This is a genomic window from Xanthomonas fragariae, from assembly GCF_017603965.1.
Classification (GTDB): Bacteria; Pseudomonadota; Gammaproteobacteria; order Xanthomonadales; family Xanthomonadaceae; genus Xanthomonas; species Xanthomonas fragariae_A.
Map to the genome: position 1 here is coordinate 2,612,573 of NZ_CP071955.1, position 13,369 is coordinate 2,625,941.

Annotated in this window: 13 protein-coding genes, 1 tRNA gene and 1 pseudogene; all 15 read right to left on the reverse strand. The window is 60.6% G+C overall.

From position 1 onward, the window contains the following. Nucleotides 1-13 precede the first annotated feature (13 nt). The 15 genes and pseudogenes from nuoL to tpiA all read right to left on the reverse strand — a co-directional run bounded on the left by nuoL (nt 14) and on the right by tpiA (nt 13,320). The gene (gene nuoL, locus J5I97_RS12265) at nt 14-2,194 is read right to left on the reverse strand and encodes an NADH-quinone oxidoreductase subunit L (protein ID WP_208586797.1); all 2,181 of its coding nucleotides are present in this window, start codon (nt 2,192-2,194) and stop codon (nt 14-16) included. Nucleotides 2,195-2,201: 7 nt separating this feature from the next. Continuing rightward, a complete protein-coding gene (gene nuoK, locus J5I97_RS12270; RefSeq protein ID WP_002810203.1) occupies nt 2,202-2,507 on the reverse strand; it encodes an NADH-quinone oxidoreductase subunit NuoK in 306 nt (101 codons plus the stop codon). After that, nucleotides 2,504-3,166, reverse strand: a complete 663-nt coding sequence (locus J5I97_RS12275) for an NADH-quinone oxidoreductase subunit J (RefSeq protein WP_208591726.1) — start codon at nt 3,164-3,166, stop codon at nt 2,504-2,506. Before J5I97_RS12275 ends, nuoK begins: the two co-directional genes overlap by 4 nt. Nucleotides 3,167-3,170: 4 nt before the next feature. Then, nucleotides 3,171-3,659: an NADH-quinone oxidoreductase subunit NuoI gene (nuoI, locus tag J5I97_RS12280; protein ID WP_208586798.1), complete on the reverse strand. Its 489-nt coding sequence runs from the start codon at nt 3,657-3,659 to the stop codon at nt 3,171-3,173. Nucleotides 3,660-3,662: 3 nt separating this feature from the next. Continuing rightward, entirely contained in the window at nt 3,663-4,754 is a 1,092-nt protein-coding gene (gene nuoH, locus J5I97_RS12285; protein WP_208586799.1) for an NADH-quinone oxidoreductase subunit NuoH, read from the reverse strand. Then, nucleotides 4,751-6,985, reverse strand: a complete 2,235-nt coding sequence (gene nuoG, locus J5I97_RS12290; protein WP_208586801.1) for an NADH-quinone oxidoreductase subunit NuoG — start codon at nt 6,983-6,985, stop codon at nt 4,751-4,753. Before nuoG ends, nuoH begins: the two co-directional genes overlap by 4 nt. After that, nucleotides 6,982-8,316 carry an NADH-quinone oxidoreductase subunit NuoF gene (gene nuoF / locus J5I97_RS12295; RefSeq protein ID WP_208586802.1) on the reverse strand — a complete coding sequence of 445 codons (1,335 nt, stop codon included), beginning with the start codon at nt 8,314-8,316 and terminating at the stop codon, nt 6,982-6,984. The genes nuoG and nuoF overlap by 4 nt, the downstream gene beginning before the upstream one ends. 3 nt (nt 8,317-8,319) lie before the next feature. Further along, complete coding sequence (nuoE, locus tag J5I97_RS12300) at nt 8,320-8,847, reverse strand: NADH-quinone oxidoreductase subunit NuoE (protein WP_208586804.1); 528 nt, start codon at nt 8,845-8,847, stop codon at nt 8,320-8,322. Further along, the gene (locus J5I97_RS12305; protein ID WP_208586805.1) at nt 8,844-10,151 is read right to left on the reverse strand and encodes an NADH-quinone oxidoreductase subunit D; all 1,308 of its coding nucleotides are present in this window, start codon (nt 10,149-10,151) and stop codon (nt 8,844-8,846) included. Before J5I97_RS12305 ends, nuoE begins: the two co-directional genes overlap by 4 nt. Continuing rightward, nucleotides 10,148-10,899: pseudogene (locus tag J5I97_RS12310) on the reverse strand (NADH-quinone oxidoreductase subunit C). The gene J5I97_RS12305 and the pseudogene J5I97_RS12310 overlap by 4 nt, the downstream one beginning before the upstream one ends. 36 nt (nt 10,900-10,935) lie before the next feature. Beyond that, on the reverse strand, nt 10,936-11,490 hold the full coding sequence (locus tag J5I97_RS12315) for a NuoB/complex I 20 kDa subunit family protein (RefSeq protein ID WP_208586807.1): 555 nt from the start codon (nt 11,488-11,490) through the stop codon (nt 10,936-10,938). Continuing rightward, the gene (locus tag J5I97_RS12320; RefSeq protein ID WP_005991364.1) at nt 11,481-11,837 is read right to left on the reverse strand and encodes an NADH-quinone oxidoreductase subunit A; all 357 of its coding nucleotides are present in this window, start codon (nt 11,835-11,837) and stop codon (nt 11,481-11,483) included. Before J5I97_RS12320 ends, J5I97_RS12315 begins: the two co-directional genes overlap by 10 nt. A 104-nt stretch (nt 11,838-11,941) precedes the next feature. Further along, nucleotides 11,942-12,026, reverse strand: a tRNA-Leu gene (locus J5I97_RS12325). Nucleotides 12,027-12,075: 49 nt separating this feature from the next. Then, nucleotides 12,076-12,531: a preprotein translocase subunit SecG gene (secG, locus tag J5I97_RS12330; protein WP_208586808.1), complete on the reverse strand. Its 456-nt coding sequence runs from the start codon at nt 12,529-12,531 to the stop codon at nt 12,076-12,078. Between the two features lie 33 nt (nt 12,532-12,564). Beyond that, nucleotides 12,565-13,320: a triose-phosphate isomerase gene (gene tpiA / locus J5I97_RS12335; protein WP_208586809.1), complete on the reverse strand. Its 756-nt coding sequence runs from the start codon at nt 13,318-13,320 to the stop codon at nt 12,565-12,567. Between the last annotated feature and the right edge of the window lie 49 nt (nt 13,321-13,369).

Below are 13,369 nucleotides of genomic sequence, written 5' to 3' on the forward strand. Positions count from 1 at the left end.
AATTCCGTACAGGTCAACGCCAGAAATGCATCAGTACCGCCAACAAGGCGATCAAACCGATGATCATTGCGAAGGCGTAGTGATAAAGGAAACCGGATTGCGTGCGACGCAGCAGATTTGCAGCCAGGTCGATCAGTCGGGCAGAACCATTGACGACAACGCCGTCGACCACATGGGTATCGATTGCACGTGACGCCTTGCCAAGGACAACACCGCCACCGGCGAAGCCATTGATCCAGAGCTTGTCGAAACCGTACTTGTTTTCCAGCAGCCACACGATCGGTGCGAACGCCTTGCGCGACTTGGTGGCTAGCTCCGGCTTCCACAGGTAGAACAGCGCGGCCAGCAATAGACCGGCAACAGTCAGGAGAAACGGCACCGCCATCATGCCGTGCAACGCGAAGGCGACCGGGCCATGAAACTCTTCGCCCAGCGCACCAACGGTATCGCCTGCCGGGTCGTAGAAATCGACGATACCGGTGAAGAACGACACGGCCTGCCCCTTGAGCGCGTGCGCCGCATGGTGACCCTGCCAATCGGTACCGAACAACATCGGACCGATGGTGAAGAAGCCAATGGCCATCGAGGGGATCGCCAACAGGATCAGCGGTAGCGTCACCACCCACTTGGACTCATGCGGCTCGTGGGCACCGTGGTGCCCATGGCCGTGATCATCGTGGCCGTGCGTGTGGCGTGCATGATCATCATGCACGTGACTGTCGTGCGCGTTGACCTGAGCTTCGGCATCGGTGTGCGCGCTGTCGCCGCCATGATGGGCATGCGAATCGTGCGCATGGGCCTGGCGGAAGCGCTCCTTGCCGTGGAAGGTCAGGAACAGCAGACGGAAGCTATAGAAGCTGGTCACCAGCACGCCACCGAGCACGGCCCAGTAAGCGTAAGTAGCGATCCAGCTATGCGACTCATGAGCATGATGCGCTGCCGACTCGATGATGGTGTCTTTCGAGTAAAAACCGGAGAAGAACGGCGTACCGACCAATGCCAAGGTACCGATCACGCTGGTCCAGTAGGTCACCTTCATGTACTTGCGCAGGCCGCCCATCTTGCGCATGTCCTGCTCGTGGTGCATGCCGATAATGACCGAGCCAGCCGCCAGGAACAGCAGCGCCTTGAAGAAGGCATGCGTCATCAGATGGAACACGGCTGCCGAGTACGCGGACACACCCAACGCCACGGTCATGTAGCCGAGCTGGGACAGCGTCGAATAAGCGACCACGCGCTTGATGTCATTCTGCACGATGCCGATCAGGCCGGTGAAGAAGGCCGTGGTTGCACCGATGAACAGAATGAAATCGAGCGCGGTTTCCGACAGCTCGAACAGCGGCGACATGCGCGCGACCATAAAGATACCTGCGGTCACCATCGTTGCGGCGTGGATCAGTGCCGAAATCGGAGTCGGTCCCTCCATCGAGTCCGGCAGCCACACGTGCAGCGGCACCTGCGCCGACTTGCCCATCGCGCCAATGAACAGGCAGATGCAAATCAGCGTCATCACGCTCCATTCGTGGCCTGGGAACAGCTGCACCTTTGCACCAGCCACGGTGGTCGCGTTGGCGAACACGGTGGAATAATCCAGTGAGCCGAACCACAACAGCACGCCGGCAATGCCGAGAATGAAGCCAAAGTCGCCGACTCGGTTGACCAGGAACGCCTTCATGTTGGCGAACACGGCAGTCGGTCGCTTGAACCAGAAACCGATCAGCAGGTACGACACCAGACCCACCGCTTCCCAGCCGAAGAACAGCTGCAGGAAGTTGTTGCTCATCACCAGCGTCAGCATGGAAAAGGTGAACAGGGAGATGTAGCTGAAGAAGCGCTGGTAGCCCGGGTCTTCTTCCATGTAACCGATGGTGTAGATGTGCACCAGCAACGACACGAAGGTCACCACCACCATCATCATCGCGGTCAGGCGGTCGACCATGAAGCCGACATGCGCCGAGTAGTTGCCGACATCGAAGAAAGCGTACAGGTTCTGGTTGAACGGGCTGGAGCCCTGTTCCACCAGTTGATACAGCGTCAGGCTCGACAGTACGCAGCTGACCAACACACCGAAAATGGTGACGTATTGCGCGCCCTTGCGCCCTACCTGGCGACCGAACAGGCCGGCGATGATGCTGCCGATCAGCGGCGCAAGCACCACCGCGATCAACAGACTCTTGGAGAGAGTGATTTCCATCTACAGGTCAGCCCTTCAACGTATCGACTTCGGCCACATTGATCGTGCGGCGCGTGCGGAACAGAGTCACCAGGATCGCAAGGCCGATCGCAGCCTCCGCGGCGGCAACGGTCAGGATGAAGAACACGAACAACTGACCGGCGGTGTCGCCGAGTTCGCGCGAGAACGCAATGAAGTTGACGTTGACCGACAGCAGCATCAACTCGATCGACATCAGCAACACGATGATGTTCTTACGGTTGAGAAAGATGCCGGCCAGGGAGATGCAGAACAGCACCGCGCCAAGTCCAAGCAGGTGGCCCAAGGTAATCAAGACTTCGCCTCCTGTCCGTCCGCCGCATCGATCTTCGGCGCAACCTGTACCGGCTTTTCAACCGCCATTTTGACAATGCGCAAGCGGTCGCCAGCCTTCACACGGGATTGCTCGCTGGCAATCTGAATCTTGATGCCGGTGCGCTTGCGCAGGGTCAGCATCACCGCAGCCACCACGGCTACGGTCAGGATCACCGCAGCAAACTCGAACGGCAGCAGAAACTCGGTATACAGGCTCTTGGCCAGCCAGGTCAGGTTCGAAACATCGGCAGCTCGCGCAGCAGCGTTGCCGACCGGGAACGGCGTAGCGCTACGCGACTTGACGCCGATCAAGGTCACCATCTGCGCCAACATGGCAACCGCCACGATGACACCGACCGGCATGTACTTGACCCAACCCTCGCGCAGGCGGCTGGTGTCGATGTCCAGCATCATCACAACGAACAGGAACAGCACCATCACCGCGCCGACGTAAACCAGCACCAGTGTGACACCGAGGAACTCGGCGCCGACCAGCAACCAGATGCACGCCATCGAGAAAAAGGTGAGGATCAGGCACAACACGGCGTACACCGGGTTGCGCACGCTGATCACCGCCCCGGCCGACACGACCGCGACAGTGGAGAAGGCGTAAAAAGCAATAGTGACCCAGTCCATCACGACCTCAACGGAAGGCGGCATCGGCAGCGCGACGCTCGGCGATCTCGGTTTCGAACCGGTCCCCGATCGCCAGCAGCTGCAGCTTGTTGACAATGTTCTCGCCACGCTTCTCGAAGTGGTACTCGAGGATGTGCGTCTCGACGATCGAGTCCACCGGGCAGCTTTCTTCGCAGAAGCCGCAGAAGATGCACTTGAACAGATCGATGTCGTAGCGTGTGGTGCGGCGTGAACCGTCCTCGCGCTTGGCTGAGTCGATAGTGATGGCCAGCGCCGGGCACACTGCTTCGCACAGCTTGCAGGCGATGCAGCGCTCTTCGCCGTTTGGGTAGCGACGCAGTGCGTGCAAACCACGGAAGCGCGGCGACTGCGGGAACTTCTCCATCGGATACAGCACGGTGTACTTGGGCTTGAACGTGTATTTCAACGTCAGCCACAAACCGCCTAGCAGTTCGAGCAGGAGCAGGCTCTTGAAGTAATGGGTGATCTTGTTCATCAGTTACACGCCCTTCTGGATCACGCCGTAAAACACCATTAACGCCGTCACTGCGATCCACACGATCGTGAGCGGAATGAACACCTTCCAGCCCAGACGCATGATCTGGTCATAGCGGTAGCGGGGGAAGCTGGCACGGAACCAAATGTAGGCGCTGGCGAAGAAGAACACCTTCATCAGCAGCCAGGGCCAACCGCCCTTCCACAACCAGTCGATCCACGGCGAGATATCTGCAGTGACCCAGCCCTGAATCGGACTCAACCAGCCACCGAGGAAGAAGATCGAGATCAGAAAGCTGACCAAGATCATGTTTGCGTATTCGGCAAGGAAGAACAGCGCGAACGCACCGCCCGAGTACTCCACCATGTGGCCGGCGACGATTTCCGATTCGCCTTCCACTACGTCGAACGGCGCGCGGTTGGTTTCGGCGACGCCGGAGACCCAGTACACGATAAACAACGGGAACAGCGGAATCAGGAACCAGTCGAAAAAGCCCGAGTTGCCTGCCTGCGCAAACACGATCTGACTCAGGTTGACGCTGCCGGAGGCAATCATCACGCCGACCAGCGCAAAACCCATGGCAATTTCGTAGCTCACAACCTGCGCCGCCGAGCGCATAGCGCCCAGGAACGCGTACTTGGAGTTGGAGGCCCAACCGGCCAGGATGATGCCGTATACGCCCAGCGAGGTCATAGCAAGCAGATACAGCAAACCGACATTGGCGTTGGACAGCACCAGTTTCGCATCGAACGGCACCACCGACCAAGCCGCGAAGGCCGGTGCCAGGGTCAGCAGCGGCGCGATGATAAACATCGCTTTATGCGCACTGCTGGGCTGCACGATCTCCTTGAACAGCAGTTTGAACACGTCGGCGAAGGCCTGAAAAATCCCCATACCCACGTACATCGGCCCGTGACGCACGTGCATCCAGCCGATCAGCTTGCGCTCCCAGACCACATAGAAGGCTACCGTCACGATCACCGGCACGGCAATCAGCAGTATCTTCAATACAGTCCAAAGCAGTACGCCGCCATCGCCCAGTCCGAGGAACCACTGGTGGAGGGGGACAACTACGTTCAACAGCAATTCGTTCATGCAGCCACCACCGTTACACGACCGGCACCGAGCGGCGCGGTTGCGCCATGGCCGCATTCAATCCACACCGTGCCCGGTGCGACGCGCTTGTCCAGCACCACCGGCAGCGTCGCGCGACCGGCATCGGTACCGATCTTGACGATCTGGCCTTCGCCAACCTGCAACTGCACAGCCTGCTCCGGGTGCATCGCCACACACGGCGCGATATTGAGCGGATGCGACTGCAGCGCAGCAGCGCGACGTACGACGGCATCGGTGCGGTAGATCGCAGCAGTTGCGGCCACTTCCAGTCCGTCGCTCGCTGCCACCGGCTGTGCCGACATTACGGGGCTGACGCTGCGGTTCTGCATGCCGGCACGTAGGCCGACCAGATCGATGAATTCAAAGCCGGCCAAACCAAGCTCACCACCGAGCGCGCGCAGTACGCGCCAACCTTCGCGCGCCTCGATCGGCAAACGGCCTGCGGCACGTGCGGTCTGCACGCGACCATCGAGATTGGTCAGCGATGCGTCGATTTCCGGCAATGCGCCAATTGGCAGAATCACGTCGGCCACATCACGCGTCGATGCGCAGGCGAACTGACTGAAAGCGACCACTTTGGAACCGGCCAGCGCGCTGCGTGCAGCGGCGGCATCGGCAAAATCCAGGCCCGGCTCGATGCCATAGAGCACATAGGCCTGACGCGGCTGCGCCAGCATGCCGGCGACATCGCGTGCGGTCGGCAGCACACCTTGCGACACCAGACCCAACGCGTTGGCACCCTGCGGAATCCGGCACAGCGATGCGCCGGTTGAGGCGGCGAAATCGCGTGCAGCGGCACGCAGCGCAGCCGCCTGCGGATGATTTTCGGCCAGTGCGCCGACCACGATCACGGCGCGCGTTGCGCCCTTGACCGCATCGCGCAAAGCCATATCGTCCAATGCGCCAGCCAGCTGCGACGGCGCTACCACCGTACGGCTCGCTTGGGTAAAGGCGAAATCGAAATCGACCGGATTGACCGAATGGATCTGCGTGCGGTTCTGGATGTGCGCTTTACGCAAACGCGCATGCAGCAACGGAAGCTCGTGACGCACGTTAGTGCCGAACAGCACCACCACATCGGCTTGCTCGATTTCCGCAAGCGGCGTGGCGAAAACTTCGGCCACTGCAGCATCGGAGAAATCGCGATTGAGCAGACGGTGATCGAGATTGCCGCTGCCCAGCCCTTCGGCCAGACGTGCAAGCAACGCGCCTTCCTCGTTGGAGGTAGACGGATGCACCAACACGCCGAGCGTATCGCCAGCGTTATCGCGCAGAATCTGCGTCGCAGCGGCCAGACCTTCGGTCCAGCTCACCTCGGTCCACTCGCCGTTGACCTTCTTGAGCGGTTTGACCGCACGGTCTTCCGAATACAAGCCCTGATGCGAATAACGATCGCGATCGGACAGCCAGCACTCGTTGACCGCCTCGTTCTCGCGCGGCACGGTGCGCAGCACTTCGCCGCGACGCACGTGCAGGAACAGGTTCGAGCCCATCGCATCGTGATAGCCGAGCGACTCGCGCGCGGTCAGCTCCCACGGGCGGGCGCGGAACTGGAACACCTTGTTGGTCAGCGCGCCCACCGGGCACACGTCGATGACGTTGCCGGAAATTTCGGTGGTCAGCGGCTTGCCGTCATAGGTACCGATCTGCAAGTTCTCGCCCCGATACATGCCACCTAGCTCGTAAGTGCCGGCAATGTCTGCGGTGAAACGCACGCAGCGGGTGCACTGGATGCAGCGGGTCATTTCGGTGGCGACCAGCGGACCGATGTCTTCGTCCGGCACCACGCGCTTGCGCTCGTTGAAGCGGCTGACCGAACGGCCGTAACCAAGCGAGACGTCCTGCAGCTCGCACTCGCCGCCCTGATCACAGATCGGGCAGTCAAGCGGATGGTTGATCAGCAAAAATTCCATGACGCTGCGCTGATACTTCAGGGCTTTTTCGCTACGCGTGGTGACTTTCATGCCGTCCATCACCGGGGTCGCGCAGGCAGGCGACGGCTTCGGTGACTTTTCGACGTCCACCAGGCACATGCGGCAATTGGCAGCGATCGGCAGCTTCTGGTGATAGCAGAAACGCGGAATCGGAATGCCAGCCTTGTCTGCCGCCTGGATGATCATCGAGCCCTTCGGCACCACCAGAGACTGCCCGTCGATTTCGACGGTGACATGATCCGGTGGCACGTTCGGATTCACTGGTTGGGCGCTCATGCGGCCACTCCGACGTGCGTGTCGACGATCGAACGACCGTTGACGATGTAGTACTCGAACTCGTCCCAGAACTGGCGTAAGAACCCCTGGATCGGCCACGCTGCTGCCTCACCGAAGGCGCAGATGGTGTGCCCTTCGATCTGGCCGGCGACGGTGCGCAGCTGGTGCAAATCCTCTATGGTGGCTTTGCCTGCGACGATGCGCTCCAGCACGCGATGCATCCAGCCGGTGCCTTCGCGGCATGGTGTGCACTGACCGCAGGATTCCTTGTGGAAGAACTGCGAAATGCGGCAAGCGAAACGCACGCAGCAGACGCTGTCGTCCAACACCACGATCGCTCCGGAACCCAGGCCGGTACCCAGCGCACGCAGGGTGTCGTAATCCATCTGCAGACCTGAGACCTGCTCAGCTTTAAGAACCGGCATCGACACGCCACCCGGCACCACGGCCTTTAGTTTGCGGCCCGGACGCAGACCACCGGCCATCTCCAGCAGTTCGTCGAAGGTGGTGCCGAGCGGGACTTCGAAATTGCCGCCTTTCTGCACGCAGCCAGAAACCGAGAAAATCTTCGGACCGCCATTGTTGGTCTTGCTCAACCCGAGGAACCACTCCGGGCCGTTGCGAACGATTGCCGGCACCGACGCATAGGTCTCGGTGTTGTTGATTGTGGTCGGCTTGCCGTACAGGCCGAAGTTAGCCGGGAACGGGGGCTTATAACGCGGCTGTCCCTTCTTGCCTTCCAGCGATTCCATCAGCGCAGTTTCTTCGCCACAGATGTAGGCGCCAGCGCCCAGCGCACCGTAGATATCGATATCCACGCCGCTGCCGAGAATGTTTTTGCCCAGCCAGCCGTTTGCGTAGGCATCGGCCAACGCCAGTTCAAAGTTTTCGAACGGCTCGTGGTGGAATTCCCCACGCAGGTAGTTGTAACCCACGGTCGAGCCTGTGGCGTAGCAGGCAATCGCCATGCCCTCTACTACCGAATGCGGGTTGTAGCGCAAGATGTCGCGATCCTTGCAGGTTCCCGGCTCGGATTCGTCCGAGTTGCACAGGATGTACTTCTGCATCGTGCCTTTGGGCATGAACGACCACTTCAGGCCGGTCGGAAAGCCTGCGCCCCCGCGGCCGCGCAGGTTGGATTGTTTGACCATCTCGATAACGTCGACCGGCGCGATCTTTTCTTCGAGAATCTTGCGCAGCGCAGCGTAGCCACCGGTTTTCAGATAGCTATCATACGACCACGGAGTATCGTAATGCAGCGTCGTGTAGACGACCTGGTGCGGCAACGGCGCCGAACCGACCGGGCCTGAGGATGCGTGATGATGTGTCATGCCTTACTCCAGCCCGTCCAGCAGCGCGTCGACCTTCTCTTTCGTCAGGTGCTCGTGGTAATGGCCGTTGATGACCATCATCGGCGCTGCAGAGCAGGCCGCCAGGCACTCTTCTTCGCGCTTGAGGTAGACGCGGCCATCGGCCGTCGATTGCCCCAGCTTGCAACCTAGTTTGTTTTCCGCGTGCGCCAATAGATCTTCGGCGCCATTGAGCCAGCAGCTGATGTTGGTGCAGAACGCCACGTTGTGGCGGCCGACACGCTCGGTCTCGAACATCGAGTAGAAACTGGCGACCTCGTAAGCCCACACCGGCGGCAGTTCCAGATACTTGGCGACGCCAACGATCAATTCGTCGGTCAACCAACCCTGGTTCTGCTCCTGCGCAGCATGCAGGCCCTGCAGCACTGCCGAACGCTTGCGATCGGGCGGGAACTTGCTCAACCAATGATCGATGTGCGCGCGCGTCTTCTCGCTCAGCACTACCTGCGGATCGACATCGCGCGCCGCTTCGAAATTACCCGTCGCCTTCATCGGTCAACCTCACCGAAAACCAAATCGTAAGTACCGATCATCGCCACGACGTCGGCCAGCAAATAGCCACGCACCACCGCGTCCATCGACGACAGATGCGCAAAGCCCGGTGCGCGCAGATGCACGCGGAACGGCTTGTTAGCGCCATCGGACATCAAGTAGCAGCCGAACTCGCCCTTGGGCGCCTCGACCGCGCTGTAGGTCTCGCCCGCAGGCACGCAGTAGCCTTCACTGAACAGCTTGAAATGATGGATCAGCGCTTCCATGTCGTCCTTCATGCCTTCGCGGCTTGGCGGAGCGACCTTGAAATTAGTCACCATGACCGGGCCAGGATTAGCCTTCAGCCACGTCACGCACTGCTTGATGATGCGATTGGATTCGCGCATCTCAGCAACACGCACCAGATAGCGGTCGTAGCAATCGCCGTTAGTGCCGACTGGGATATCGAAATCCACCACGTCGTACTTGGCATACGGCTGCTTCTTGCGCAGATCCCATTCGATGCCCGAACCACGCAGCATCGGACCGGTCATGCCCCAGGCATGCGCAAGATCCGGACTGATAATGCCCACATCGACGGTACGCTGCTTCCAGATACGGTTATCTGTCAACAGCGTTTCGTACTCGTCCACGCGCGACGGGAAGGTGTTGGTGAAATCCTCAAGGAAGTCCAGCATCGTGCCCTCGCGAGCAGCGTTGCGCTTCTTCAATGCCCCACCCTTGTGCCAACGGGATTCCTTGTACTTGGGCATGAAGTCCGGAAGATCGCGATACACACCACCGGGACGATAGTAGGCTGCGTGCATGCGCGCGCCACTGACCGCCTCGTAAACGTCCATCAATTCTTCGCGTTCGCGGAATGCGTACAGCATCACCGCCATCGCACCCAGGTCGAGCGCGTTGGAGCCAACCCACATCAGATGGTTCTTGATGCGGGTGATCTCGTCGAACATCGTGCGGATGTACTGCGCACGCTCGGGCGCTTCGATTCCCATCAGGGACTCGATCGCGCGCACGTAGGCGTGTTCGTTGCACATCATCGACACGTAATCCAGGCGGTCCATATACGGAATCGACTGGTTGAACGGCTTGGACTCGGCCAGCTTTTCGGTGCCACGATGCAGCAGACCGATATGCGGATCGGCACGCACCACGGTTTCGCCGTCCATTTCCAGGATCAGACGCAGCACGCCGTGCGCCGCAGGATGCTGCGGGCCGAAGTTCATCGTGTAATTGCGGATTTCCTGCTTGCTTTCGACAGGATTGCTCGCGAAGGCATCGGTTGCCTGGCGGAACTCACTCACTTGGCAGTCTCCGACTTGCCACTTCACCAGCGGCAGTCTCATAACGGGCATCGTCGCGAATCACGCGCGGCACACCAACGCGCGGCTCGACCGACGTCACAGGCTCGTACACCACACGCTTGCGCTCATCGTCGTAACGCACTTCGACGTTGCCGATCAGCGGGAAATCCTTACGGAACGGGTGGCCGACGAATCCGTAGTCGGTCAGGATGCGGCGCAGATCCGGGTGGCCATCGAATATGATACCGAACAGATCGAATGCTTCGCGCTCGAACCAGTTCACGCCCGGCCAGATATCGGTCACCGACGCCACTACCGGCACCTGTTCGTCCGGTGCGTAGCAACGTACCCGCAGACGCTGGTTGTGGCGATAAGAAATCAGCTGGGCGACTACCGCGAAGCGTTGCTTCGGCAGCTGCTGCGGCTGCGCGCCATCGGAGGTTTCCTGGCTGGGAAATTCGCCCCAGGCGAAACGACCGACGGCCTGACCTTCGACACCGCGGCTGAAACCCTGCGACGACACGTCGGCGGTGTCCCATTCGCCGCTGCCGTAGCCCAGGTAATCGACGCCGCACAGATCGCTGAGCTGCTCGAAACCGAGCTCGTCGCGCAAGGCCAGACAGGTGGCGTGCCAATCGGCCGCGGCGACTTCCAGCGTCACTTCGCCGCGCGGCAATGCCACGGCAATCTGCGCACCGGCGAAACGTGCCGCAAGTCGGTCAGTGAAGGAGGATGCTTGCTCTGCCATGGGGGCTTGGCTGCTCTCGGTAGAAGAAGACGGGTGTCAGCGCGCGATGGTCTGGGTACGCCAGATCTTCTTCTGCAGCTGCAATATGCCGTAGACAAGCGCCTCGGCGGTCGGCGGGCAGCCCGGGACATAGATGTCCACCGGCACGATGCGATCGCAACCACGCACCACCGAATACGAATAATGGTAATAGCCGCCGCCATTGGCGCAACTGCCCATCGAAATGACCCACTTCGGATCCGGCATCTGGTCGTAGACCTTACGCAGCGCAGGCGCCATCTTGTTGACCAGGGTGCCGGCCACGATCATCACGTCGGACTGGCGCGGCGACGGGCGGAACACCACACCATAACGGTCCAGATCCAGACGCGCAGCACCCGCGTGCATCATCTCGACCGCACAACAGGCAAGACCGAAGGTCATCGGCCACATCGAGCCGGTCCGTGCCCAGTTCAGCAGCGCATCGACACTGGTGGTTACGTAGCCCTTTTCGAGCAGCGGGTTTTCGCTGTCCGGGCGCAGGATGTCTTCTACCCGGCCTTCCGGCATCGGGTTGGTCATCAGACGATCCAGGGTCTGAATCACTCCCATTCCAGCGCTCCCTTCTTCCACACGTAGATAAAGCCGAGGAACAACATGCCGACGAACAAGCCCATGGTGACCAGCGAGCGTGCGCCAATCTCCATGAACACCTGTGTCCATGGAACGATGAAGATGATTTCCAGATCGAACACGATGAACTGGATCGCGATCAGGTAATAGCGCACGTCGAACTTCATGCGCGCGTCTTCGAAGGCTTCGAAGCCGCACTCGTAAGGCGAGAGCTTGCGCGCATCCGGACTACGCGGTGCGAGAAATCGACCGATCAGCATCAGCACGATGCCGATACCGGTGGCGACGATCAGAAACAGCAGACTCGGCAAATATTCGGCCAGCACAGCGATTCTCTCTTGCCTCTGCCAGCACGCGCCGCGTGCCGGATGGGGTATAGGCAGACCCCGCGCACGGCCTGTCGCGATGCGCAGGAACTACAGCCAAACAATGGTGCCCAAGAGGGGACTCGAACCCCTACGACCTAAGCCGCTACCACCTCAAGGTAGTGCGTCTACCAATTCCGCCACCTGGGCATACGTTGCGCCGCTGGGCATCCCAGTGCGCGGCGTATTGTAACCGGCTTCAGCGTTTTTGTGATGGTTCCGAAGCGTTTTCTTCGCGCGCCGCAGGCGCTTGTTGCGTGGGTGCGGCCTGCGCTGGCGCGGCGGCAGGCGGTGGCTGCGACGGAGCGGTTGGCACAGCACCGGCGGCAGGCGCTTGCGGCTGAGTCAGCTCGCCGGCAGCAGCAGGCGCCGGGGTGGTCGCCTGCGACATCACACCCAGGTTCTGGTCGATGGGACGTGCACCGTGTGTGGCGTACCACGCCATGAACAGGCTGATGCTGAAAAACATAACGGCCAACCACTTGGTCGACTTGGACAGAAAGTTCGATGCACCCTGCGAACCGAACACGGTGCCGGACGCGCCGGCGCCGAAGCCGGAACCGGCTGCCGCACCCGCGCCACGTTGCATCAGGATCAGCGCAATCATCGCCAGCGCGACCAGCACGTAGACCACATTGAGGATCAACATCAGCATTTCGAAATCCGTCCCCGGACAAAACTTAATGAGTTAGCAAACGGCCGCCGCGCGTGCGATAGCCAGGAAGTCTCCGGCGACCAGCGAAGCGCCTCCGACCAGCCCGCCATCGACGTCGGGCTGTGCGAACAGCTCGCTGGCGTTATCGGGCTTGACACTACCCCCGTACAGGATGGGGAGCCGATCGGCGATTCTAGCATCCGCCTTCGCGACTTCGCCACGCAAGAAGGCATGCACGGCCTGAGCCTGCTCCGGGTTAGCGGTGCGGCCGGTGCCAATAGCCCAGATCGGCTCGTAGGCAAGCACGGCACGGGCGAAGCCTTCGCTGCCCACTAGCGCCAGCACCGGCTCGAGCTGGGCACGTAAGATTGCCTCAGTCTGACCAGACTCGCGTTGTTCCAGCGATTCGCCCACGCACAGCACCGGGATCAGCCCGGCATGCATGGCGGCGACGAACTTGCGCGCCACCAGTTCGCTGGTCTCCTGGTGATACTGGCGGCGCTCGGAGTGGCCGACCAGCCCGTACTCGGCACCGACATCCACCAGCATCGAGGCCGAGACCTCGCCGGTATAGGCACCCTTTTCATTACTACTGACGTCCTGGGCTCCGAATGACAAGTGATGTGCCTGGAAATCCTCGATCAGGTCGCCGAGGTAAGGCAGTGGCGGCAGGATGACGACATCGACGCCATCCAGGGGCATGTGCGCGGCGACCTGGGCCACAAGTTCGGTGGCGAAGGTGCGGCTGCCATGCAGCTTCCAATTTCCAGCAACGATCTTTCGACGCATCAGACGCAGGTTCCTGAGTTGAAGACAAGAGACAGAATAGCCCATGCCC